The 22,250-nt window shown below is 52.9% G+C and carries 25 protein-coding genes and 1 tRNA gene; 12 read left to right on the top strand and 14 right to left on the bottom strand.

Annotation, left to right across the window (positions count from 1 at the left end):
* Complete coding sequence (locus E3U32_RS17620; protein WP_134349811.1) at window positions 1-576, top strand: YceI family protein; 576 nt, start codon at window positions 1-3, stop codon at window positions 574-576.
* Between the two features lie 41 nt (window positions 577-617).
* Here E3U32_RS17620 and E3U32_RS17615 read toward each other — a convergent pair whose 3' ends face one another.
* A complete protein-coding gene (locus E3U32_RS17615; RefSeq protein ID WP_134349810.1) occupies window positions 618-1,667 on the bottom strand; it encodes a rhodanese-related sulfurtransferase in 1,050 nt (349 codons plus the stop codon).
* A gap of 221 nt (window positions 1,668-1,888) precedes the next feature.
* On the opposite strand from E3U32_RS17615, the gene E3U32_RS17610 reads away from it, so the two are divergent.
* From E3U32_RS17610 to E3U32_RS17595, 3 genes are all read left to right on the top strand, one after another.
* Window positions 1,889-2,815 carry a Kdo(2)-lipid IV(A) acyltransferase gene (locus E3U32_RS17610; protein ID WP_134349809.1) on the top strand — a complete coding sequence of 309 codons (927 nt, stop codon included), beginning with the start codon at window positions 1,889-1,891 and terminating at the stop codon, window positions 2,813-2,815.
* 143 nt (window positions 2,816-2,958) lie between these two features.
* Window positions 2,959-4,176: a multidrug efflux MFS transporter MdtG gene (gene mdtG, locus E3U32_RS17600; RefSeq protein ID WP_134349808.1), complete on the top strand. Its 1,218-nt coding sequence runs from the start codon at window positions 2,959-2,961 to the stop codon at window positions 4,174-4,176.
* A 97-nt stretch (window positions 4,177-4,273) separates the two neighbouring features.
* Entirely contained in the window at window positions 4,274-4,648 is a 375-nt protein-coding gene (locus E3U32_RS17595; RefSeq protein WP_134349807.1) for a MysB family protein, read from the top strand.
* Window positions 4,649-4,654: 6 nt separating this feature from the next.
* Here the strand turns inward: E3U32_RS17595 and E3U32_RS17590 are convergent, their stop codons facing one another.
* The 3 genes from E3U32_RS17590 to mdoG all read right to left on the bottom strand — a co-directional run bounded on the left by E3U32_RS17590 (window position 4,655) and on the right by mdoG (window position 9,041).
* On the bottom strand, window positions 4,655-4,882 hold the full coding sequence (locus E3U32_RS17590) for a YceK/YidQ family lipoprotein (protein WP_047349021.1): 228 nt from the start codon (window positions 4,880-4,882) through the stop codon (window positions 4,655-4,657).
* Window positions 4,883-4,966: 84 nt separating this feature from the next.
* Window positions 4,967-7,495 carry a glucans biosynthesis glucosyltransferase MdoH gene (gene mdoH / locus E3U32_RS17585; RefSeq protein ID WP_134349806.1) on the bottom strand — a complete coding sequence of 843 codons (2,529 nt, stop codon included), beginning with the start codon at window positions 7,493-7,495 and terminating at the stop codon, window positions 4,967-4,969.
* Entirely contained in the window at window positions 7,488-9,041 is a 1,554-nt protein-coding gene (gene mdoG, locus E3U32_RS17580) for a glucans biosynthesis protein MdoG (protein WP_032638672.1), read from the bottom strand. Before mdoG ends, mdoH begins: the two co-directional genes overlap by 8 nt.
* A 254-nt stretch (window positions 9,042-9,295) precedes the next feature.
* Here mdoG and mdoC point away from each other — a divergent pair, with 254 nt between their 5' ends.
* On the top strand, window positions 9,296-10,435 hold the full coding sequence (gene mdoC, locus E3U32_RS17570) for a glucans biosynthesis protein MdoC (RefSeq protein ID WP_134349805.1): 1,140 nt from the start codon (window positions 9,296-9,298) through the stop codon (window positions 10,433-10,435).
* A gap of 34 nt (window positions 10,436-10,469) precedes the next feature.
* Here the strand turns inward: mdoC and ymdB are convergent, their stop codons facing one another.
* From ymdB to csgB, 5 genes are all read right to left on the bottom strand, one after another.
* Complete coding sequence (gene ymdB / locus E3U32_RS17565; protein WP_134349804.1) at window positions 10,470-11,012, bottom strand: O-acetyl-ADP-ribose deacetylase; 543 nt, start codon at window positions 11,010-11,012, stop codon at window positions 10,470-10,472.
* Between the two features lie 106 nt (window positions 11,013-11,118).
* Window positions 11,119-11,439 (bottom strand): type 1 fimbrial protein, encoded by a 321-nt coding sequence (locus E3U32_RS17560; RefSeq protein ID WP_134349803.1) that lies wholly within the window; start codon window positions 11,437-11,439, stop codon window positions 11,119-11,121.
* A 160-nt stretch (window positions 11,440-11,599) separates the two neighbouring features.
* Window positions 11,600-11,932: a curli assembly chaperone CsgC gene (gene csgC / locus E3U32_RS17555; protein ID WP_134349802.1), complete on the bottom strand. Its 333-nt coding sequence runs from the start codon at window positions 11,930-11,932 to the stop codon at window positions 11,600-11,602.
* A gap of 61 nt (window positions 11,933-11,993) precedes the next feature.
* Window positions 11,994-12,446, bottom strand: a complete 453-nt coding sequence (csgA, locus tag E3U32_RS17550) for a curli major subunit CsgA (RefSeq protein WP_134349801.1) — start codon at window positions 12,444-12,446, stop codon at window positions 11,994-11,996.
* A 41-nt stretch (window positions 12,447-12,487) separates the two neighbouring features.
* Window positions 12,488-12,943: a curli minor subunit CsgB gene (csgB, locus tag E3U32_RS17545; protein WP_134349800.1), complete on the bottom strand. Its 456-nt coding sequence runs from the start codon at window positions 12,941-12,943 to the stop codon at window positions 12,488-12,490.
* A 764-nt stretch (window positions 12,944-13,707) separates the two neighbouring features.
* Here csgB and csgD point away from each other — a divergent pair.
* From csgD to csgG, 4 genes are read left to right on the top strand one after another with little or no spacing between them, the layout of a single operon-like run.
* Window positions 13,708-14,358 carry a biofilm master transcriptional regulator CsgD gene (csgD, locus tag E3U32_RS17540; RefSeq protein ID WP_134349799.1) on the top strand — a complete coding sequence of 217 codons (651 nt, stop codon included), beginning with the start codon at window positions 13,708-13,710 and terminating at the stop codon, window positions 14,356-14,358.
* A gap of 4 nt (window positions 14,359-14,362) precedes the next feature.
* The gene (csgE, locus tag E3U32_RS17535) at window positions 14,363-14,752 is read left to right on the top strand and encodes a curli production assembly/transport protein CsgE (RefSeq protein WP_134349798.1); all 390 of its coding nucleotides are present in this window, start codon (window positions 14,363-14,365) and stop codon (window positions 14,750-14,752) included.
* A 23-nt stretch (window positions 14,753-14,775) separates the two neighbouring features.
* Window positions 14,776-15,189: a curli production assembly/transport protein CsgF gene (csgF, locus tag E3U32_RS17530; RefSeq protein WP_134349797.1), complete on the top strand. Its 414-nt coding sequence runs from the start codon at window positions 14,776-14,778 to the stop codon at window positions 15,187-15,189.
* A gap of 26 nt (window positions 15,190-15,215) precedes the next feature.
* Window positions 15,216-16,049, top strand: a complete 834-nt coding sequence (csgG, locus tag E3U32_RS17525) for a curli production assembly/transport protein CsgG (protein ID WP_134349796.1) — start codon at window positions 15,216-15,218, stop codon at window positions 16,047-16,049.
* Window positions 16,050-16,092: 43 nt separating this feature from the next.
* Here csgG and E3U32_RS17520 read toward each other — a convergent pair whose 3' ends face one another.
* From E3U32_RS17520 to ghrA, 4 genes are all read right to left on the bottom strand, one after another.
* Window positions 16,093-16,575 (bottom strand): DUF1097 domain-containing protein, encoded by a 483-nt coding sequence (locus tag E3U32_RS17520; RefSeq protein WP_134349795.1) that lies wholly within the window; start codon window positions 16,573-16,575, stop codon window positions 16,093-16,095.
* Window positions 16,576-16,671: 96 nt separating this feature from the next.
* The gene (locus E3U32_RS17515) at window positions 16,672-17,226 is read right to left on the bottom strand and encodes a TorD/DmsD family molecular chaperone (RefSeq protein WP_134349794.1); all 555 of its coding nucleotides are present in this window, start codon (window positions 17,224-17,226) and stop codon (window positions 16,672-16,674) included.
* 20 nt (window positions 17,227-17,246) lie between these two features.
* Window positions 17,247-17,984, bottom strand: a complete 738-nt coding sequence (locus E3U32_RS17510) for a phosphatase (RefSeq protein WP_134349793.1) — start codon at window positions 17,982-17,984, stop codon at window positions 17,247-17,249.
* Window positions 17,985-18,068: 84 nt separating this feature from the next.
* Window positions 18,069-19,007, bottom strand: a complete 939-nt coding sequence (gene ghrA / locus E3U32_RS17505; protein WP_134349792.1) for a glyoxylate/hydroxypyruvate reductase GhrA — start codon at window positions 19,005-19,007, stop codon at window positions 18,069-18,071.
* Between the two features lie 232 nt (window positions 19,008-19,239).
* Between ghrA and E3U32_RS17500 the strand changes: the two genes are divergently transcribed.
* Window positions 19,240-19,327 (top strand) — tRNA-Ser (locus E3U32_RS17500).
* Between the two features lie 132 nt (window positions 19,328-19,459).
* Here E3U32_RS17500 and E3U32_RS17495 read toward each other — a convergent pair.
* A complete protein-coding gene (locus E3U32_RS17495; RefSeq protein ID WP_134349791.1) occupies window positions 19,460-20,365 on the bottom strand; it encodes a LysR family transcriptional regulator in 906 nt (301 codons plus the stop codon).
* Between the two features lie 109 nt (window positions 20,366-20,474).
* On the opposite strand from E3U32_RS17495, the gene E3U32_RS17490 reads away from it, so the two are divergent.
* Window positions 20,475-21,335 (top strand): pirin family protein, encoded by an 861-nt coding sequence (locus E3U32_RS17490; RefSeq protein WP_134349790.1) that lies wholly within the window; start codon window positions 20,475-20,477, stop codon window positions 21,333-21,335.
* Between the two features lie 20 nt (window positions 21,336-21,355).
* Window positions 21,356-22,033, top strand: a complete 678-nt coding sequence (locus tag E3U32_RS17485) for an isochorismatase family protein (protein WP_134349789.1) — start codon at window positions 21,356-21,358, stop codon at window positions 22,031-22,033.
* Window positions 22,034-22,250: the final 217 nt, after the last annotated feature.

The raw sequence follows: 22,250 nt of genomic DNA, 5'->3' as shown, positions 1-22,250 counted from the left end.
ATGAAAAAACACCTGCTGGGTATCGCACTGGGTTCTCTGTTATTTACCACCGGTTCCGCCGTGGCGGCTGATTATAAAATTGATAAAGAGGGCCAGCATGCTTTCGTCAATTTCCGTATTCAGCATCTGGGATATAGCTGGCTATATGGGACCTTTAAAGATTTTGACGGCACGTTCAGCTTTGACGATAAAAACCCTGCCGCCGATAAAGTCAATGTGACTATTAATACTAACAGCGTCGACACGAACCATGCTGAACGTGATAAACACTTGCGCAGTGCGGAATTCCTCAATGTGTCGAAATTCCCGCAGGCCACCTTTACCTCTACGGACGTGAAGAAAGACGGTGATAAGCTCAATATTACCGGAAACCTGACGCTTAACGGCGTAACTAAACCGGTCACCCTTGAGGCTAAATTACTGGGTCAGGGAGACGATCCCTGGGGCGGTAAACGTGCAGGTTTTGAAGCCGCAGGCAAAATTCATCTGAAAAATTTTAATATCACAACAGATTTAGGCCCCGCGTCTCAGGATGTTGAGCTCATTATTTCGGTTGAAGGGGTTCAGCAGAAGTAATCATTGCGCCCGGCAGGTGTTCACCCTGCCGGGCATTACCATTATTCCGGGTCAGGGATACCCAGTTTGGTATTCAGACGGCCGCGTGATTTATTGAAAATCTTATTGCCGTTTTCACGTCCCGCGCGACGACGACGCTGCTCTTCTTCCGGCAGGATGCTCTCTTCGCTGCACAGTTCGCTACAGCAGCCGTTAAACTTCTCGGCACAGGCCGGGCACTGAATGAACAGCAGATGACAACCGTCGTTTTTGCAGTTGGTATGGGTATCGCACGGCGCGCCGCACTGGTGGCAGTGGGCAATCACGTCTTCGGAAATACGCTCGCCCATACGCTCGTCAAAGACAAAGTTTTTCCCGATAAAGCGTACCGGTAAACCCTGCTCGCGGGCCCGGCGGGCGTACTCAATAATGCCGCCTTCAATGTGCCAGACCTTATTAAAGCCGTTGTGCTTCATCCACGCGCTGGCTTTCTCACAGCGGATACCGCCGGTGCAGTACATAACGATTTTTTTATCTTTATGTTCCTGCATCATCTCAACCGCTTTAGGCAGTTGCTCGCGGAAGGTATCGGCCGGGATTTCCATCGCGTTCTCGAAATGCCCCACTTCATATTCATAGTGGTTACGCATATCAATGAACACGGCATCCGGATCGTCCAGCATCGCATTCACTTCCGCAGCCTTAAGATATTCACCGACATCCGCCGCGTTAAACTCAGGATCGTCAATACCGTCCGCCACGATGCGTTCACGCACCTTCATGCGCAGCACCCAGAAAGATTTCCCGTCATCATCCAGCGCAATGTTCAGGCGTAAGCCGTTGAGGGCCGGGTCGAACTGATAAAGACAGTCACGGAAAGCGCTCACTTTGCTTTCCGGTACGCTAATCTGCGCGTTGATACCTTCGCGGGCGAGATAGACGCGTCCGAAGACGTTCAGCGCCGTGAACGCCTGATAAAGCGCATCGCGGGTCGCCTGCGGATCGTCGATGGTGAAGTATTTGTAGAATGAGATGGTTGTGCGCGGTTCGGTTTCAGCCAACATACGCGCTCTTAACATCTCATTCGATACGCGGTTGTGTAACACTGGCATGGTGTACAGTCCTGGAATCGTTAGAGAGAATGAAAAATCGGTCGGCATCATATAGCAAACAAAACCAATTTACATCCACACAATTTACGCTACATTTCACACACCCTGATTTATCAGGCATAACAATTGCTGTATTCGTGCACGTTTCGAAGGCAGATATTTTGGCTACGTCTCAAAAAATGAGACACTAGCGAGACAGGACGTTTGAACACAGGAAAGACATGACCCAGTTACCAAAATTTACTGCTGCGCTTTTGCATCCCCGCTATTGGTTGACCTGGCTTGGCATCGGCTTTTTATGGCTACTGGTACAGCTTCCCTACCCCGTTATTTTCCGGTTGGGTAAATTTCTGGGCCGTTTCGCGCAAATATTTATGAAGCGCCGCGCCAGAATAGCGTATCGCAACCTTGAGCTGTGTTTTCCGCAGATGAGCGAATCAGATCGTCGCGATATGGTCACGAAGAATTTCGAATCCGTCGGGATGGGGCTGATGGAAACCGGTATGGCATGGTTCTGGCCGGACAAACGCATGGCCCGCTGGAGCGAAGTGACGGGAACCGGCATGGAGCCAGTGCATACACTGCAGGCCAATCAGACGGGCGTTCTGCTGATCGGCGTCCATTTCCTGACGCTGGAAATTGGGGCACGTATGTTTGGTATGCAGGCGCCCGGCATTGGCGTTTATCGTCCTAATGACAATCCGGTCATCGATTTAATCCAGACCAACGGCCGCATGCGCTCGAACAAAAGCATGATCGACCGTAAAGATCTGAAGGGTATGATCCGCGCGCTAAAATCCGGTGAAGTTGTCTGGTATGCGCCAGACCATGACTATGGCCCACAATCCAGCGTATTTGTCCCCTTCTTCGCCGTTGAAGAGGCCGCCACAACGACCGGCACCTGGATGCTGGCGCGTATGTCCAAAGCCGCCATCGTGCCTTTTGTTCCCCGCCGTAAGCCGGATGGTTCAGGCTACGAGCTGATTATGCTGGAGCCGGAACTCGCGCCGCCGCTTGACGATGCAGAAACCACCGCGCGCTGGATGAACGGCATTGTCGAGAAGTGCATCATGCTCGCGCCGGAGCAGTATATGTGGCTGCACCGCCGCTTTAAAACCCGCCCAAAAGGCACACCGTCCCGCTATTGATTTTCATCATGCGGCCTCAGGGCCGCATACTGTTTTAGCTTTAAAAGCTCCTCCTCATTGCGACAATCATAACCCAGGCGCATAATTAGCAGGCTTATTACTTCATGCTCCAGGTGCTCTTGCACCTCATTATGCGGATTGTTATGTCACCCTCAGATGCTCCCATAAACTGGAAGCGTAACCTCACGGTTGCGTGGCTAGGCTGTTTTCTTACTGGCGCGGCGTTTAGCCTGGTCATGCCTTTCCTGCCGCTCTACGTCGAACAGCTGGGCGTGACGGGTCACAGTGCACTCAATATGTGGTCCGGTCTGGTGTTCAGCATCACGTTTCTCTTTTCCGCGATTGCTTCACCCTTCTGGGGCGGCCTTGCCGACCGCAAGGGACGAAAAATCATGCTGCTACGTTCGGCGCTGGGGATGGCGATTATCATGGCGCTGATGGGCGTGGCGCAGAACGTCTGGCAATTTCTGATCCTGCGCGCGCTGCTGGGCTTGCTGGGGGGATTTATTCCCAATGCGAACGCCTTAATCGCCACGCAAATGCCTCGCCATAAGAGCGGCTGGGCGCTGGGGACGCTTTCAACCGGTGGCGTGAGCGGTGCCTTGCTTGGGCCACTGGCCGGTGGATTACTGGCGGATAACTACGGCCTGCGGCCGGTCTTCTTTATCACCGCCAGCGTGCTGTTCCTCTGTTTTATCGTCACCCTGCTCTGCATTCGTGAAAACTTCACGCCCGTCGCCAAAAAAGAGATGCTCCACGCCAAAGACGTGCTGGCCTCGCTTAAAAACCCCAGACTGGTGCTGAGCCTGTTCGTGACGACCCTGATTATTCAGGTCGCAACTGGTTCGATTGCCCCTATTCTGACGCTATACGTTCGCGATCTGGCGGGTAACGTCAACAATATTGCATTTATCAGCGGGCTGATTGCCTCCGTGCCCGGTGTGGCGGCGCTGATTAGCGCCCCGAGGCTGGGGAAGCTGGGGGACCGCGTCGGCCCGGAAAAAATCCTGATCTGTGCGCTGGTGATTTCCGTCCTGCTGCTTATCCCCATGTCGATGGTGCAATCCCCATGGCAGTTGGGCGTTCTGCGCTTTTTGCTGGGCGCCGCCGACGGGGCGTTACTGCCCGCCGTACAGACCCTGCTGGTCTACAACTCCACAAACCAGATTGCCGGGCGTATCTTCAGCTATAACCAGTCCTTCCGCGACATCGGCAACGTCACCGGACCGCTTCTCGGGGCAGGGATCTCCGCCAGCTTCGGTTTTCGCGCCGTCTTTATCGTGACGGCTGGCGTCGTGTTGTTCAATGCTATTTATTCGTGGTTCAGTTTATCCCGCGCGTTACGGCCAGTGACGGAATAAGACGAACGCCTGACAGCTTATTTTCGCATTCATACTTGCAGAATCTTATATTCAGCTATTCTTTCCCTGAAACCTTCTGGAAAACAGGGAGACACCAATGACCATGTACGCCACGCTGGAAGAAGCTATTGATGCCGCTCGCGAAGAGTTCCTCTCCGACAATCCCGGCGTTGAGGAAGAAAATGCTGACGTGCAGCAGCTTAATATCCAAAAATACGTTTTGCAGGATGGGGATATTATGTGGCAGGCCGAATTCTTTGCCGATGACGGTGAAGAAGGGGAATGTTTGCCGATCCTGAGCGGTGAAGGTGCGCAGGCCGTCTTTGATGGCGACTATGATGAAATCGAGCTACGGCAGGAATGGCTGGAAGAAAACACCCTGCACGAGTGGGATGAGGGCGAATTTCAGCTCGAGCCACCACTGGATACGGAAGAAGGTCAAACCGCAGCCGACGAATGGGACGAGCGTTAATTTACGCTACTCGTAAGGGCCGTGGCTGGCATCGATGGGCAGCAACAGCGTGTCGAAAATCAGCGAGAACGGCAGGTCGAGCACGGTCAGGTAGCGCCATGCTGAATCGCGAACATCCCATTTTACGCCCGGGTAATACTGATTTCCGTGGCCTTGCCCTGGAATGGTGCGGCTGATGATACTGCCGCAGCCGCTCAGCAGGCATGCCATCATGACGACGATGATTATTCTCATCAATAACCTCTAAAAAAATACCGGCGATTAAGCCGGTATTTTATTTGGCGGGTAGCGCTTTGCTTACCCACCCTGCTTAACAACTTACTTCGCCTTCAACGCCAGCGGGTTCAGCTTCAGATCTTTATAGTAGTTTACCCACGAAGAGTATCTCTCCGGAGCAGACCACACCCGATAGTGAAGACGCGCCATGGTGACCGGGTCGCTCAACAGCACCAGACGACGGTCGCGGTTGAGTTTTTCCGGGGTCTCGTTCAGCGCTTGCTCAACGTGACGATCGCGGGCAATCTCCAGCACATGGCTGGCACGGTGACGCGCCGTCGCCATTGCCGTCGCCAGGGCGTTGAATGACGGGTTAAACACGGCGTGCATGAAGCCGTCATCCAGCGAGCGACTGCGGTTCTGCTCGAGATAAGTATCGGTATCCACCAGCACCTGCGGCGGGGAATACTCTTCCGGGATCAGGAACAGCTTCCAGCGTTTAGTGCGCAGCCCAACCGTTGAACGGCTTGAGATGACGGACACAAACGGCGACAGGATCAGCGAGAAGACGATCGGCGCCAGCCAGAACAGGAAGCGCAGATCCAGCCAGGCCATTCCGGCCGCCCACACCAGACCCAGCAGCAGCTGAGAACCGTGACGCATAAAGGCTTCACTCCACGGCGTGGAGTCGTCATCACGCTGCGGGGAGTTCCAGACCACTTCCCAGCCCAGGAACGCACTGACCACAAACACGGTGTGGAACAGCATACGCACCGGTGCCAGCAGCACGGAGAACAGCACTTCCAGCAGCAGTGAAAGGGTCACGCGGAAGAAACCGCCGTACTCTTTCGAGCCTTTGCACCAGATCAGGATGATACTGAGCAGCTTAGGCAGGAACAGCAGCACCATGGTGGAAGCAAACAGCGCAATCGCCAGCTCCGGACGCCACTGCGGCCACACCGGGAACAGCTGGCGCGGCTGCAGGAAGTATTGCGGCTCCGTCAGGGCATGGACGACCTGCAGCGCGGTCGAGAGCGCAAGGAACATAAACCACAGCGGTGCGGAGAGATAAGACATCACGCCCGTCAGGAACACCGCACGGTGAACCGGGTGCATCCCTTTAACAAGGAACAGGCGGAAGTTCATCAGGTTACCATGACACCAGCGGCGGTCACGCTTGAGCTCGTCCAGCAGGTTCGGCGGCAGCTCTTCGTACGATCCCGGCAGGTCGTAAGCAATCCAGACGCCCCATCCGGCACGACGCATCAGCGCCGCTTCCACGAAGTCGTGCGACAGAATAGAGCCCGCAAACGAACCCTCACCCGGCAGCGGCGCCAGCGCACAGTGTTCGATAAACGGCTTCACGCGGATAATGGCGTTGTGACCCCAGTAGTGGGATTCACCCAGTTGCCAGAAGTGCAGACCCGCCGTAAACAGCGGCCCGTAAACACGGGTGGCGAACTGCTGGCAGCGCGCATAAAGGGTGTCCATACCGGACGCTTTTGGCGAAGACTGAATGATGCCCGCGTTCGGGTTGGCTTCCATCAGACGCACCAGACCGCTCAGGCAGTCACCGCTCATGACGGAGTCAGCATCCAGCACGACCATGTAGCTGTACTGGTTACCCCAGCGACGGCAGAAGTCATCGATGTTACCGCTTTTACGCTTCACACGACGGCGGCGGCGGCGGTAGAAGATCTGCCCTTCGCCCTGCACTTCTGCAATCAGTTCCATCCACGCTTTTTGTTCTGCAACGCAGATATCCGGGTTGTAGCTGTCACTCAGGATGTAAACGTCGAAATGCTCCGCGTTGCCGGTGGCCTTTACAGACTCCCAGGTCGCGCGCAGGCCCGCAAATACGCGGTCAACGTCTTCGTTACAGATAGGCATAATCAGCGCGGTACGGTGCTCAGGATTGAGGGGTTCATCCCCGACCGTTGACGCCGAAATGCTGTATTTGTCACGCCCCATCAGCAGCTGCAGGAAGCCCATCAGCGCGGTCCAGAAACCGGCCGATACCCAGCAGAAAAGAACAGCAAACAGCAGGAGGATGCCGCTCTGCAGAATATACGGCAGCAGCTGCATGAAGGAGACCCAGAGATCCTGGCCCATCATGTCCGTTGGGTTGATAAACGCCCAGCCCTGGTAAGGCAGGATGGTTTTCATGTACCAGGTCGCGACGACCGTCTGCGCCAGCGTCAGAAGCAGCAGGATGTAGCGACGGATGGTCCCCACGGTACGCCATTTCTGTTCAGACGCCTGCTCTTCTTTCGTCAGGCGTGACAGATAGCGCGGCGTCACATCACGCCCGCGCAGGCGATCCCAGAAGCGACCAACCGGGTTGGTGCGCCATGGATCGGGGAACATTGAGGAACGCGTGGCCTTCGGCATAGCCTGAAGCTGATCGCGCCCTTCGTCGTCTTTAATCAACTGCCCTTCTGCCAGCGAGTCTGGCCATGCCTGCTCCAGACGCGCCTTTACTGACCCCAGCGGCGTATCATCATCACGGGAAAACTGACGATGTTCACCATCCAGCGCGGTGTGAACCGCGCGGATGTCGCTCTTAGGCAGCGCCGCTTTCTCAATATCCGTCAGCGGCATGGCATCGATATATTCAGATGTATTATTCATTGGCAGGTAGCTGATAGCTCCAGGTTTCACTCAGCGGCTGATCGTCACTGACCAGCGCAGCACGCATTTCAGTGGTCTGTTTCGGATCTTTCACTTTCACGCGCAGGGTCAGACGCCAGCCTTTGGTTACCGGGTTGTAACGCACGGTGTTCTCAACGATTTCACCGTTATCACCGATGCTGGCCTGAGCGGCAACGGCAGTATCCGGCGACAGTTTCTTCATATCCTGGCCTGTGAAGTCCACGACAAAGGCCACGGTACCGTCAGGCTGACGGATAAGATTAGACTGCTTCACATCGCCCGTAGAGCGGCGAGTCTGCATCACATACGCGTTATCCGGCGCATGCAGCTTATCTTCATCGCGGCTGAAGGTAATGGTGTACTTGAAGTTCATCTCTTTACCGGCTTCCGGCAGCTGATCCGGCGTCCAGTAAGCGACGATGTTATCGTTGGTTTCGTCGTTGGTTGGGATTTCAACCAGCTCGACCTTACCTTTACCCCAGTCACCGTTTGGCGTAACCCAGGCGCTTGGGCGCTGATCGTAGCGATCGTCCAAATCTTCAAAGCGGGAGAACTGACGACCACGCTGCAGCAGGCCGAAACCTTGCGGGTTTTCCATCGCGTAGCTGCTAACGGCCAGATGTTTAGGGTTATTCAGCGGACGCCAGATCCACTCGCCGTTACCGGCATGAATAGACAGACCGTTGGAGTCATGCAGTTCCGGGCGGAAGTTGGTTGCCGGCGACGGCTGGTTCGGCCCAAACAGGAACATACTGGTCAGCGGCGCAACGCCCAGTTTGCCTACTTTATCACGCAGGTAAACCTTAGATTGCACGTCAACCACCGTGTCACGACCCGGCATAATCACAAAGCGATAGGCACCGGTTGCACGCGGGGAATCCAGCAGCGCATAAATAGTCAGACGTTTGTCCGTTGGTTTTGGACGTTCAATCCAGAACTCACGGAAACGTGGGAACTCTTCACCTGATGGCAGCGCGGTATCAATGGCCAGTCCGCGCGCAGAAAGCCCGTACACCTGTCCCGCGCCAATCACGCGGAAATAGCTGGCGCCAAGCATGCTGACGATTTCGTCGTTTTTATCTTTGCTGTTGATTGGGTAAAGCACCTTAAAGCCTGCGAAGCCCAGGTCTTTCACCGTATCTTTGTCGTGCTGCACATTGCCAAAATTGAAGTAATCCGGGCTGTATTTGATCTTACGTACCGCTGTTGCCGTCACTTCATTGATGGCAACAGGCGTGTCGAAGTACATACCCTGATGATAAAATTCAAGCTTGAACGGGGTCTTAATATTGCTCCAGTACGCTTTGTCGTGATTGAACTGGATCTGCTGATAGTCCGCATACTTCATGTCGCGGAAAACGGAGGGCAAGTTGCTTTTCGGCGCTTCGTAGCTCTTGCCTGCCATCGATTTTGCCTGTTTTGCGACATCGTCGATGTTAAAGGCCAGTGCCGATGAGGTATACAGTGATAACACCACTGCAGCACCTAACCAACGCATTTTCATCATCTGTGGTTTATGTTTCATAATAAGTAAGCACTTCCCCCTTTGTGTGCTTATATCGATCCGATCCATTTTAATGGAAACTCAGGCAATCCGACAACATTATCACTGCTTTGTTCAGCTGCTGGCTCATGGATTAAGCAAATGAAAGAACCCGCTATTCACTTTGCGTGCTTATCCTGGAGACAGGGTGTCGGTCTTGGTGTAGGGTTGCCTTCGAATGTAACCATTATGAGTCTTAGGGATAAGGCGAAAAGTCTGAGAATGCACAAAGTTATATGAGCACATCACCAACAGAACGTGAATATTTCCTCGACTCGATCCGGGCATGGCTGATGCTATTGGGGATCCCCTTTCACATCTCGCTGATTTACTCCAGCCACACCTGGCATGTTAATAGCCAGATGCCCTCCTGGTGGCTGACGCTGTTTAATGACTTTATTCACGCCTTCCGTATGCAGGTGTTTTTTGTCATATCCGGCTATTTCTCTTACATGCTGTTTCTGCGGTATCCGCTCAAACGCTGGTGGAAGGTGCGCGTGGAGCGCGTGGGGATCCCCATGCTGACCGCTATTCCGCTACTGACGCTGCCGCAATTCATTATGTTGCAATACGTCAAGGGCAAGGCCGAGAACTGGCCAAATCTGTCGCTGTATGAAAAGTACAATACGCTGGTCTGGGAGCTGGTGTCTCACCTGTGGTTCCTGCTGGTCCTGGTGGTGCTAACAACGGTTAGCATGTTGATTTTCAGCCGCCTGCGTCGCCATTTGAGTCATAAAGCCGACACCCTTTTCGCCAACATCACGATGGGCAAACTGACGGTGCTCTTTTTGCTGCTCGGGATTGCCTATGCCGCCGTGAGACGGGCCCTGTTTATCGTCTATCCGCCGATTTTGAGCGATGGATTGTTTAATTTTGTGGTGATGCAATCGCTGTTCTACATTCCGTTCTTTTTAATCGGCGCGCTGGCCTTTATTTATCCGAAACTGAAATCGCTGTTTACCACGCCGTCACCGTGGTGTGCACTGGGGGCCACCCTCGCATTCGCGGCCTATCTGCTGAACCAGCGCTACGGCAGCGGCGACGCCTGGATGTATGAAACAGAAAGCGTGATCACTATGCTGCTGGGCCTGTGGATGGTGAACGTGGTATTCGCGCTGGGCCACCGTTTGCTGAACTTCAAGTCCAGCCGCGTAACCTATTTCGTTAACGCCTCGCTGTTTATCTATCTGGTGCATCACCCGTTGACACTGTTCTTCGGGGCTTACATCACGCCGCATATCGCCTCTAACACGCTGGGCTTCTTTACCGGTCTGGTATTTGTGGTGGGGATTGCGATTGTGCTCTACGAAATCCATCTGCGGATCCCGCTCCTGCGTTTCCTCTTTTCAGGAAAACCACAGGCGAAAGCCTCATAAACAAACGCGGCGCACAGAGTGCGCCGCGTTTGTTTCAGGTATCCAGTTCCTGCCCACGTTGGGTCAGCAACCGCTGATAGAGGTGCGTGGTTTCTTCATCGAAACAGACAAAGATAACTTTTTCCGGCATCGGTTTTAACGACAGATAGCGGTAAACGGTTTCGACAGCGATCGTTGCGGCGGCCGCTTTAGGGTAGCCATACACGCCGGTGCTGATGGCCGGGAACGCCATCGTTTTGTAACCGTTGTCGGCGGCAAGCCGCAGACAGTTTCGGTAAGCCTCTTCCAGAATGCTCGCTTCGTGGCGATCGCCGCCGTGCCATACGGGGCCTACGGCGTGAATGACCGCTCTGGCAGGCAGATTGCCCGCAAGCGTAATCACCGCATGGCCGGGAGGACATTCGCCTTGCTGTTGCCGCACGGTTTTACAGGCTTCCAGCAGCTGCGGTCCGGCCGCTCGGTGGATGGCACCGTCCACGCCGCCTCCCCCCATCAGGGAAGGGTTAGCCGCATTGACGATGACGTCGACGTGCATGGTCGTAATATCGCCATGGATAACTTCAATTTGCGGTTTCATAAAACCCCTCTGCAACCCGCCATTTTTTTAAGTGTATCGCAGAGGAGCTCGGGAGAAAAAACTATCAGAAAAAATCCTCTTCCGCCGCAGGGCGGAAGAGAGAGCATTAGCGATACTGGATTTCGACAACCGCGAGCGTTTTTTCAGGATTAAGGTATTTCATGCTTAGCGTCGCCTGGTTCGACTCGGACGCCTTGCCGTTAAGCGCCTCTTCGTAGCTAACCATACGCGTTTGCATACGGTTATTTTCCGGACATGACATAGCAAACTGCCGCTTTTGCGGTGTGACTTCACAGGGGTCGGCGACAATAGCACCGCGAAAATGAATGACGCCGCCCTCAGCAAGGGTGGCTGAATATGCGGGCAAACTAAAAGCAGAAACGATCAGGCCCAGTCCCATCGCGAGCTGAGCGAAAGAGTTGTTCATTACAGGTACTCCTCAATGAAAATCGTCCTTGAGGGGTAAACGCGCTTCATTATGACAAACGAAGTCTCACGTTAAGGACCATAATGACTTGATCCCTGATATCAGCATAGCTCAACGGCACAGCCCCGCCACATTCGCAATTCATTGATTTAATGAATGATTACAGCGAGCTTCCCGCTGGCGACCACTGTTGTGATAGATGAAGCGATTTACCATCAGTAACGGTGACGACGATTTTTACCGTGTCTCCTGCGTCAATATTTAAACTCAATCGCATCAAATCAATCGTCTGATTAGCGGGTATAAAAAGTGTGTTTTGCTGTCGGGAAGAACTTTGCCCTCCCTGCCCTTCCCGCACGGAGACAATCTGAACCTGACAATCACACGGTTCCGTCAGCATGACCTGCGGAATAATGGTGGTCATATTTTCCTGCTGGGACGTTTTAAAGGTTATCTGGCTGGAAAGCGCGGCAAGGAGAATTAAGGTATTCATGATGAACTCCCGAAAAAAAACAGGGCGCATGCCCTGTTTTTTTGTAGCACAGATTTCAGTATCAGTACTGATGAGCTGTCGCGTGGTTACCAAAACCAATCTGGGTAACGTTGACAGTAGAGTTAGAAGCAGTCTGGTCTACGAGTGCACCGTTGAGGCCACCATACTGGCTAACATTCATAACGGACTTTTTACTGTTCCACTGATCAAGTGTTGCACTGTTGCCGAAACCGTTCTGGGTCAGGTTGATTTTACTGTCATCAGAGCCCTGACCAACGTCAGCGCCGTTACCGCCACCTGTCTGGCTAATATTCAGGACTGAATTTCTGGCATCGGTCTGAAGGGCAACCGCGGAGTTACCGCCACCGTTCTGATAGATATTCAGGGTTGAATTTGGGCCGCCGTATCCGCCATGACCATGTCCATGACCCCATCCGCCCTGATTAATCATACCAGCCATAGCACTACCAGAAACTACGATTGCTGCAAGTGCTGCCACTTTGATAAATTTCATGGTAAACCCCCATCGGATTGATTAAAGTCGTCGCGAAAGCGCTAGCGTTGAATAACGCGAATGGCCATTTGCGACTGTTTCTGCACTACAACTGCGGTTTTCTGCGTACCGTACTGCGTAATATTTGCTCTATTACCCGACCCTTTCTGGATAATTTTCGCGCTATTACCGTAACCATCTTGCGTAATACCTGCATCATTCGCGTTACCGCTCTGATCGATCCAGGCAATATTGTAACTCCCTGATTGATCAACTCTCGCTCTGTTGCCAGCCCCATCCTGGGAAACAATTGACAAGAGTTTTGAACCGTCCTGGCGAACCTGGGCATTATTAAGCACGCCCTGTTGACCAATAATGGCTGCCTGATTTAGTGATGAAAGACTCAATTCGTTAACCGCAAAGTTATATTCAGAGTTTGCCAAATCTGAATTAGCCGCGGTTACAAATCCAGGCGCACCCAGTAATGTAAACATCATAAATAACGATGTGTTTTTCATGTTGTCACCCTGGACCTGGTTATTTAATCACTCCATAACCATATAGCAATGCTACTTGTTAAAACGACTCGTATTGTGTTAACGCGTCGTTACGGTGAAGAGTATGTCCGCTGAAACATTTTAAATATCTCACCCGCGCGGCTTATTTTTATTTATCGGGTCACCACAAAGTCGTAATTTACAGTAAAAAACACTTTAAGCAGGCCAGCTTATATTTCTTATTACACCGTTTTTCAGATCAGGTTGTACAACAGGAGGAAGGCTGTCCACGCTTCCTCGCGCGTTGTTTAAACGTAACGGCAGGAAGACATTTTTTCACAGTGCGTGACACGAGGCTTGTTTTCTTAAGCTCTAAACTCACTCATTCGTTGCCTTAGAAACAATCTGTAACTCATACTTGACTTCAGTGAAAATAAAATAACAAATAACATTAAAAATCAATCATATAAAAATATTTGTATGATTTTTAAAATGTGTGCACCTATATTTAGGTGTACAACTTTTCTATCAAAAAAAGGCTTTCAAAAAGACACGTTTTAACAAATTAATATTGATTTTTACATTCAGTTACATGTTTAACACTTGCTTTAAACTTCGTAAAAGCTAGATTGAAATTAGATGTACGAAATTGGTTTTATATTTACCTCCCTGTGGAGGTTATGGTTAGATTCTACACACAGCAGTGCAACATCTGTCAGTACTTCTGGGGTTCTCTTTTAAACAGGAGAACAGCTGCCAGGTGCCAAAAAAAGTGGGGTTTCATCATGTATAATGAAGTCCATAGTTTACATGGTCATACATTACTGTTGATCACAAAACCTTCTTTGCAAGCGACAGCTTTATTACAACATTTAAAGCAATCTTTATCACTGAACGGGAAACTGCATAATATTCAACGTTCTTTTGATGATATTGCACCTGGCAGCATCATTCTGTTTGATATGATGGAAGCAGATAAAAAGCTTATCCATTACTGGCAAGATATTTTAAGCAGGAAAAACAACAATATCCGCGTGCTATTGTTGAATACACCTGATGAGTATCCTTTCAGAGATATTGAAAGCTGGCCGCATATCAATGGCGTGCTCTACGTCACTGAAGAAGAAGACCGGGTGGTAGAGGGCCTGCAAGGTATAATGCGCGGAGAGTGTTATTTTTCGCAAAAACTTGCCAGCTATCTCATCACGCATTCTGGAAATTATCGCTATAACAGTTCAGAGTCCGCCCTGCTCACGCACAGAGAGAAAGAGATCCTGAACAAATTACGCATTGGTGCTTCAAATATTGAAATCGCCCGTTCGTTATTTATCAGCGAAAATACGGTAAAGACGCACCTTTATAATCTTTTCAAGAAGATAGCTGTTAAAAACCGAACTCAGGCTGTTTCGTGGGCAAACGATAACCTCAGGCGTTAATCACATGAAGCGCACGTTGAGTTGGATCGCCGCAGCGAGTTTCCTGCTCGCTGCAGGGAATCTGAAGGCCGTCGAGGTCGAAATTCCCGGATTGTTAACAGACCATACTGTCACTTCGGTCGGGCACAGTTTTTACCGTGCCTTCAGTGACAAATGGGACAGTACCTACACTGGAAATATAACAATCAACGAGCGGCCCAGTGCACGATGGGGAAGTTGGATAACAATAACGGCTAATCAGGACGTTATTTATCAAACGTTTTTATTCCCAACGAAATTAGACTTCGATAAAAACGTAGTTTTAGCACTGGCACAATCAGAAGACGCTATTAATCGCCTGCAAATAGATAAAGCGCTATTAAGCACCCGCGATTTAGCAAAAGATGAGTTCTAGCGAACCGATATCTGGAGGCTGTCATGCGTATTGCATATGCAGTTGTTTCGATAATGCTGATCACACCCATAAGCTGGGCCGGAAACATGACGTTTCAGTTCCGTAACCCTAACTTTGGCGGTAACCCTAACAATGGCGCGTTCCTGCTGAATGAGGCTCAGGCGCAAAACTCTTATAAAGATCCAAGCTTTAAGGATTTCAATGTTGATACCCCGTCCGCGCTGGACAACTTCACCCAGGCTATCCAGTCGCAGATTTTAGGGGGGTTGCTAACCAACATTAATACCGGGAAACCCGGCCGAATGGTGACCAACGACTTTATTGTCGACATCGCCAACAGGGATGGACAGCTCCAGTTGAACGTTACCGATCGTAAAACCGGAAAACTCTCCACCATTCAGGTTTCCGGTCTACAAAATAATTCAACTGACTTCTAAACAATAGCTAAATAAGGACAACGATCATGCAGCGCTTCCTGATATTTGTTGCAGTGTGCTTATTGAGCGGTTGTTTAACTGCTCCACCTAAAGAAGCTGCAAAACCTACATTAATGCCTCGGGCCCAGAGTTATCGTGATTTAACGCATTTACCTTCCCCTACGGGGAAAATATTTGTCTCCGTGTACAACATTCAGGATGAAACCGGACAATTCAAACCTTATCCGGCAAGTAACTTCTCCACGGCAGTGCCGCAAAGCGCTACCGCCATGCTGGTTACCGCGCTCAAGGATTCACACTGGTTTATTCCTCTGGAACGTCAGGGGCTACAAAACCTGTTGAATGAACGGAAAATTATTCGTGCCGCCCAGGAAAATGGCACCGTCGCGGACAATAACCGCTCGCCTCTGCAATCGCTGGCGGCGGCGAACGTAATGATTGAAGGATCGATTATTGGTTACGAAAGTAATGTTAAATCGGGCGGTGCGGGAGCGCGGTACTTTGGTATCGGCGCGGATACCCAGTATCAGCTCGACCAAATCGCCGTTAACCTGCGTGTGGTCAACGTCAGTACGGGTGAAGTGCTCTCTTCGGTGAACACCAGCAAAACCATACTGTCATATGAAGTCCAGGCCGGGGTGTTCCGCTTCATCGATTACCAGCGTTTGCTGGAGGGTGAAATTGGCTATACCTCTAACGAACCGGTCATGATGTGTCTGATGTCAGCCATCGAAACCGGCGTGATCTTCTTAATCAACGACGGTATCGATCGCGGGCTGTGGGATCTGCAAAACAAAGCAGAAGTACAGAACCCGATACTGGTGAAATACCGCGATATGTCAGTACCTCCGGAATCCTGACAGGAAGCGCATAAAAAAGGCGAGATACCTATCTCGCCTTTTTTTATTCACTCACCGCAGTGATGTTTTGCGCTTTTTCCCGCCGCGACGCCAGCCATAGACCGCTGTTTTTCATGGCATAGCCAAACAGCAACCCCAGCGCCAGTGAGGGAACCACCAGCTTCCAGTCACCCTGCCCTGCAAAGGTCGCGCACGCCCCCATAAAGGTTCCCGGCACAAACGAAAGCAGCAGGTGCTTAGCCTGAATGCACATCAGGAAGGCGACGACGCCCGTCATGATATACCCCAGCAACTCCATATGAGGCGCCAGTGCGCTGCCTTTCATGATTACCAGCGCCCAGATGACACCGCTCATCAGCGTGCAGCCTGAGATAAAGAGCCCTTTGACACCGCCCTGCGGGCAGGCGAAGTAGGCCGTGCAGCCGAGGAACCCGGCCCAGCTGAGCAGTCCGAGAGACACGGCCACCCATCCCCAGAGACCGGAGAGAATACCCGTCGTTAAAGCGATACAAAGTAATATGTTCATGGCGCGCATCTTAGCAGAAGCGCACCATGGAAATGAGATCATCCGCACATTACGTGCAAATCAAAATATGGAGTTGCAGAATTTATGTGATATAAATCACTCTTCATTCTCTTCTTCCAGCTCATCCCACATTGCTGCGATAGCGTCGCGGGTTATCGGTGCCAGCGTTCTCCAGAATGGCGAGGTGGCATGCGCTTCAACTTTACCCAGGAATGTCCCGACCCACGGCAGCAGGTACGTTTCGAACAGGGTTTCGATGGCTTCGTTCTCATCATCTCCGGCGTTGTCTTCGATCCAGGACGCCGCCAGCAGCAGCGTACCGATATGATCAGCTGGCGTATCGCTCAGCGGCATACCGCGCGTGGAGAGGAAAGCGCGGACTTCCGCTTCCGTTGCCCCTTCCTGCCAGGCAGAACGGTATGGCGACACGCGGCACTCATCACCGACGAACAGCGCATTGTAATCGGTCGCAATCTGCTGCATGTCGCAGCTTTTTTGCAGACGCTCCAGTAAATCATCCTGCTCCAGCGGCCAGTTCTGCGCCAGCTTACCTTCACGAATTAACGTAAAGAGCGGCACCAGCAGCGGGTCTTGCGGCTGGCGATAATAGAGCGTACCCAGCACGCGACAAAGGATGGAGAACTCATTCATTTTATTATTCCATTACACAATTAAAGATCGGCGAATTCGGCAATCGGTTCCATTCCGCGCGACTCGAGAAAATCGAGCATGCGGCGTGGGGTCACGTTCAGGATTTGCGCTTCCGGGAAGTTAACATCATTCAGCACTTTCAGGCACTCGCTGAAATCACCCAGCGTGAACGCGGTATGGGAATCTGAGCCCAGCGCCACCATGCCGCCCGCATCGCGTACCGCGGCCGCCACCTCGCGGCAGTTGGCTTCACTGCCCTTGCGTGAATGAACGAAGGAGGAGTTGTTAATCTCCAGCGCGACGCGGTGCTTCGCTGCCGCCTGCGCGACAGCCTGAATATCAATCGGGTACCTCGGATTGCCGGGGTGGCTGATAATATGCACGTTGCCGCTGGCAATGGTGGCAATCATCGCCGCGGTGTTGGTCTCTTTATCCTGAGGCGCAAAGACAGGCTCGTGGAAACCGGCGAGGATAAGGTCAAGAGATGTTAGCATCGGCCCGGTGCAGTCGATCTCACCGTCGGTATTTTTGATGTTCGCCTCAATGCCGCGCAGTATCCCAATGCCGTCCACCAGACGTGGCCAGATCCGCATATTCACAAAATGCCAGTAGTGCGGCGCATCCGCCATGTCCGGGCCATGATCGGTGATCGCAAAAAGCGTGATGCCTTTGAGCTTCGCCTGGGCGATATAATCATGGAGGTTGCTATACGCGTGGGTACTGGCGACGGTGTGCATATGCAGGTCAACGGGATACATCTCTCTCTCCTCTGCGGTTTTTCCAAAGGATAGCAGTTATCAGCGGCGAATATTAGCAAAAACCCGGCGAACGCCGGGTTTCTCTCAGTAGCCGCGCTGTCTGTCGACCTGGCCGGTGACCGCGTTGCCCTTTTCCATTTCGCTGATGGTATGGCATATATAGGCCACCGCTTCTGCCGGACGCGTCACGGCTGCCACGTGCGGGGTCATCGCCACGCGCGGGTGTGCCCACAGCGGGCTTTCCGCCGGCAGCGGCTCGCGGCTGTAGACATCCAGCATCGCACCTTTTAGCTTTCCGCTGTCCAGCGCCTTAAGCAGATCGGCCTCCACCAAATGCACCCCGCGCGCCAGGTTCATCAGGTAGCTCCCATCGGCTAACTGGCTGAGCAGGGCTTCATTGATGATCCCTACCGTTTCCGCCGTGTTTGGCAGCAGGTTGATGAGCACGCGCGTGCCGTTCAGAAAGGCCGGGAGTTCGTCCGTTCCGGCAAAGCTCTCTACGCCCGGATAATCTTTGCGGCTGCGGCTCCAGCAGCGCAGGGGGAATCCCCACGGGGCGAGGGCTTCAGCCACTTTTGAGCCCAGCACGCCGGCGCCGAGAATACCGATGGTAAACTCATCGCGCTGATAATCCGGCAGCGGCTCCCAGCGGGCCTGCTGTTTAAAGGCCTGATAGTCATCAAAACGGCGGAACCAGTGCAGCACCTGGCTCACGGCATACTCCTGCATTTGCTGCCCCATTCCGGTATCTTCCAGACGGAACAGGGGAATCTCTTCCGGCAGCATCTCAGGATGTGCCTTCAGCTTGCTCAGAATGGAATCCACGCCGGCTCCCAGGGCAAAAACGGCCTTCAGCTTACGCCCCTGCAGCATTTCTACCGGCGGATGCCAGACCAGCGCGTAGTCAGCATGTTCGTTATCACCGTGCTTCCACTCGCGAACGCGTGCGCCGGGTAACGCCGCCGTAAGCGCCTTGATCCAGTAAGCCGTATCAAATGTTGGGTGATAGAAAAGTATATCCATAGTCATTCCTGCCTTTCATTGCGCTGATTTATTTTGCTTTTTAACTGGATTGTCAGCATAACAAATTTATTGCGCGGCTGTGTTGCTGATAAAAAAGGCGCTTTCAGCACATTTAAGAATCATGTTGCCTGAAGTTTGTCTAAACACGCTAAATTACTGAAAAAGTGAGTTGACGGCAGTTCGGCTTTTCCTTACATTAGCGCCCGTCCCGACAACATCGGGATGACAATATGGTGAGGTGTCCGAGTGGCTGAAGGAGCACGCCTGGAAAGTGTGTATACGGCAACGTATCGGGGGTTCGAATCCCCCCCTCACCGCCATATTTGAGATGAGAGCTCGTACGAAAGTACGGGCTTTTTTCTTTTATATTCTCCGAAAAGAGGGATTCGAACCTTGAAACTCCCTGCGCTCTTTATGTCGGGTGGCGCTTCGCTTACCCGACCTACAAAAAGCTACTCTTCAACCATCTTCGCATACTCTTCCGTCAGAAAATCCACCAGCGTTCTGACGGACGGCAGCAAACCGCGTCTGGAGGGATAAACGGCATGAATCACTTCCCGCCGCGGCTCCCACGCCTCAAGCAGCCGAACCAGCGCCCCTGACGCCAGCTGATCCTTCACCATCAAAATCGGTAGCTGCACCACGCCGATGCCTGCCATCGCAGCTTCACGAAGCGCGAGCATATCGGTGGTGATCAGCCGGGGATGGTAATGGATCTCTGCTCTGGCACCTCCAGGACCGGACAGCTCCCATTTATGGATGTGTTTACCCTCGTTCATGCTTAGCCCGGGCCAGGCGCTGAGTTCAGACGGGGCTGCCGGTTTTCCCATGCGTTGAATCAACGCCGGACCGGCCACCAGACAATGTCCCCTGTCAGCCAGCACCCGTAGCACCAGGTCGCTGTCATCAAACGGCCGCGGGCGGACGCGGATCGCGATATCCACCCCCTCACCCACCAGGTCTACCCGCCGGTTGGTCGCCTCAAGCTGAAGATTGATCCCAGGATAGCGCGCCATAAATCGCGCCAGCATCGGGCCAACGTGGACATGCAGCAGCGTTATTGGGCATGTGATCCTGACGATGCCGCGCGGTTCAGCCTGCAGCGCCGCCACGGCTTCCTCAGCGGCCTCCGCCTCCACCAGCATCGCTTTACAGTGCTGATAGAAGGTCTGTCCGACCTCGGTCACCGTGAACTGTCGGGTTGTTCGATGGATGAGCCGCACGCCAAGGCGCTCTTCAAGCTGGGCTATCCGGCGGCTTAGCCTGGACTTGGGCAGGTCAAGCGCCCTTCCCGCCGCCGCAAAGCCACCGTAGTCGACCACCTTCACAAACCAGACAAAGTCGTTGAGATCCTGCATAAATCCTCATCGTTCTATTTTCAGAACAGTGAATGCCATTTTCACTATCTACCGGGATATTAACTCTGAATATAAGCTAATTACATCAACAGAACATCAGGAGTTAATCATGAAAAACGTAACAGGCGTTTATACCGCTCCTCGTCAGCACTGGGTTGGCGATGGTTTCCCGGTCCGTTCAATGTTCTCTTATCAGACGCACGGCGAGCCGCTCAGCCCGTTTCTGCTGCTGGACTACGCGGGCCCGTACACCTTTCCGGCAGATGGTGCGAAACGCGGCGTTGGCCAGCACCCTCACCGGGGTTTTGAAACGGTCACCATCGTCTATTCCGGTGAAGTGGAGCACCGCGACTCTACGGGCAAAGGCGGCGTCATTGGCCCCGGCGACGTGCAGTGGATGACCGCAGGCGCAGGCATTTTGCACGAGGAGTTCCACTCCAGCGCGTTCTCGCAAAAAGGCGGGGAACTGAAAATGATGCAGCTTTGGGTCAACCTGCCGGCGAAGGACAAGATGGCGGCGCCGGGCTACCAGAGCATAACGAGTGATGCAATCCCGGTTGTAACGCTACCGGACAACAGCGGCACCCTACGGGTGATTGCCGGTCGCTACGACACGGCTTCCGGCCCGGCGCACACCTTCTCGCCGCTGAACGTCTGGGATATCACCCTCAATCAGGGCAGTCACGTCACGCTTAATCAGCCCGAAGGCTGGAGCACGGCGCTGGTTGTGCTTGAAGGCAGTATCTCGGTGAACGGTACCGCTCAGGCGGGTGAAGCCCAGCTGGTCGTGTTAAGTCAGGAAGGCAACAAGCTGCACCTCGAAGCCAGCAGCGATGCAAAAGTGCTGCTGATGGCCGGCGAGCCGCTGAATGAACCTATTGTGGGCTATGGCCCGTTTGTGATGAACAGTAAAACCGAAATCAACGAAGCCATTCGTGATTTCAACTCCGGCCGCTTCGGCCAGATCTGAACGTAATAAAGGAGAAGAAGATGTCTACACCTGCGAATTTTAATGGTACCCGTCCGGTCATTGATGTGAACGATGCGGTGATGCTGCTTATCGATCACCAGAGCGGCCTGTTTCAGACCGTTGGCGATATGCCAATGCCGGAATTGCGTGCCCGTGCGGCAGCGCTGGCAAAAATCGCGACCCTGGCGAAGATCCCGGTGATCACCACCGCATCCGTCCCACAAGGGCCGAACGGACCGCTTATCCCGGAGATCCACGCCAACGCGCCGCATGCGCAATATGTTGCCCGTAAAGGCGAGATCAACGCCTGGGATAACCCGGAATTTGTGGCAGCGGTAAAAGCGACCGGACGCAAGACGTTGATTATTGCGGGCACGATCACCAGCGTTTGCATGGCCTTCCCGTCGATCAGCGCGGTGGCGGATGGGTATAAAGTGTTTGCGGTGATTGATGCCTCCGGCACCTACAGCAAAATGGCGCAAGAGATCACCCTGGCGCGTGTTGTACAGGCCGGCGTAGTGCCGATGGATACGGCAGCGGTAGCCTCTGAGATCCAGCGGACATGGAACCGTGAAGATGCGGCGGAGTGGGCGGAGGTATACACCCACATCTTCCCGGCTTACAAGCTGCTGATTGAGAGCTACGGCAAAGCGCAGGAAGTCGTTAAAAACAGCGAAGTGCTCGATTCACAGCGTTAATCCCCTGCTCCATGGCGTAAAAACCATGGAGCTGATTATTGCTTAACCGAACAGGCACTAAAGCTGAAAATCTGCTTGACCGTGTTAGCGCAACTCCCTATAGTAGCGCCCCGTTGCCCCCCAAGCGGTCAGGCAGCAAAACAATATGGTGAGGTGTCCGAGTGGCTGAAGGAGCACGCCTGGAAAGTGTGTATACGGCAACGTATCGGGGGTTCGA

Origin of the sequence: Lelliottia nimipressuralis, assembly GCF_004402045.1 — a bacterium.
Lineage (GTDB): Bacteria > Pseudomonadota > Gammaproteobacteria > Enterobacterales > Enterobacteriaceae > Enterobacter > Enterobacter chinensis.
Note: the sequence above shows the minus strand (reverse complement) of the source record. Positions and strands in the feature narration are given on the sequence as shown.

Bases quoted from the DNA above. Each gene is read 5' to 3' on its own strand.
- csgD (WP_134349799.1), top strand. From the start codon at position 13,708: ATGTATAATGAAGTCCATAGTTTACATGGTCATACATTACTGTTGATC.
- E3U32_RS17515 (WP_134349794.1), bottom strand. From the start codon at position 17,226: ATGAATGAGTTCTCCATCCTTTGTCGCGTGCTGGGTACGCTCTATTAT.
- E3U32_RS17490 (WP_134349790.1), top strand. From the start codon at position 20,475: ATGAAAAACGTAACAGGCGTTTATACCGCTCCTCGTCAGCACTGGGTT.
- ghrA (WP_134349792.1), bottom strand. From the start codon at position 19,007: ATGGATATACTTTTCTATCACCCAACATTTGATACGGCTTACTGGATC.
- E3U32_RS17620 (WP_134349811.1), top strand. From the start codon at position 1: ATGAAAAAACACCTGCTGGGTATCGCACTGGGTTCTCTGTTATTTACC.
- E3U32_RS17615 (WP_134349810.1), bottom strand. From the start codon at position 1,667: ATGCCAGTGTTACACAACCGCGTATCGAATGAGATGTTAAGAGCGCGT.
- E3U32_RS17485 (WP_134349789.1), top strand. From the start codon at position 21,356: ATGTCTACACCTGCGAATTTTAATGGTACCCGTCCGGTCATTGATGTG.
- E3U32_RS17610 (WP_134349809.1), top strand. From the start codon at position 1,889: ATGACCCAGTTACCAAAATTTACTGCTGCGCTTTTGCATCCCCGCTAT.
- E3U32_RS17510 (WP_134349793.1), bottom strand. From the start codon at position 17,984: ATGTATCCCGTTGACCTGCATATGCACACCGTCGCCAGTACCCACGCG.
- mdoH (WP_134349806.1), bottom strand. From the start codon at position 7,495: ATGAATAATACATCTGAATATATCGATGCCATGCCGCTGACGGATATT.
- csgC (WP_134349802.1), bottom strand. From the start codon at position 11,932: ATGAATACCTTAATTCTCCTTGCCGCGCTTTCCAGCCAGATAACCTTT.
- E3U32_RS17520 (WP_134349795.1), bottom strand. From the start codon at position 16,575: ATGAACATATTACTTTGTATCGCTTTAACGACGGGTATTCTCTCCGGT.
- E3U32_RS17595 (WP_134349807.1), top strand. From the start codon at position 4,274: ATGACCATGTACGCCACGCTGGAAGAAGCTATTGATGCCGCTCGCGAA.
- E3U32_RS17495 (WP_134349791.1), bottom strand. From the start codon at position 20,365: ATGCAGGATCTCAACGACTTTGTCTGGTTTGTGAAGGTGGTCGACTAC.
- mdoG (WP_032638672.1), bottom strand. From the start codon at position 9,041: ATGAAACATAAACCACAGATGATGAAAATGCGTTGGTTAGGTGCTGCA.
- csgE (WP_134349798.1), top strand. From the start codon at position 14,363: ATGAAGCGCACGTTGAGTTGGATCGCCGCAGCGAGTTTCCTGCTCGCT.
- csgG (WP_134349796.1), top strand. From the start codon at position 15,216: ATGCAGCGCTTCCTGATATTTGTTGCAGTGTGCTTATTGAGCGGTTGT.
- mdtG (WP_134349808.1), top strand. From the start codon at position 2,959: ATGTCACCCTCAGATGCTCCCATAAACTGGAAGCGTAACCTCACGGTT.
- mdoC (WP_134349805.1), top strand. From the start codon at position 9,296: ATGAGCACATCACCAACAGAACGTGAATATTTCCTCGACTCGATCCGG.
- csgA (WP_134349801.1), bottom strand. From the start codon at position 12,446: ATGAAATTTATCAAAGTGGCAGCACTTGCAGCAATCGTAGTTTCTGGT.
- E3U32_RS17590 (WP_047349021.1), bottom strand. From the start codon at position 4,882: ATGAGAATAATCATCGTCGTCATGATGGCATGCCTGCTGAGCGGCTGC.
- csgF (WP_134349797.1), top strand. From the start codon at position 14,776: ATGCGTATTGCATATGCAGTTGTTTCGATAATGCTGATCACACCCATA.
- E3U32_RS17560 (WP_134349803.1), bottom strand. From the start codon at position 11,439: ATGAACAACTCTTTCGCTCAGCTCGCGATGGGACTGGGCCTGATCGTT.
- ymdB (WP_134349804.1), bottom strand. From the start codon at position 11,012: ATGAAACCGCAAATTGAAGTTATCCATGGCGATATTACGACCATGCAC.
- csgB (WP_134349800.1), bottom strand. From the start codon at position 12,943: ATGAAAAACACATCGTTATTTATGATGTTTACATTACTGGGTGCGCCT.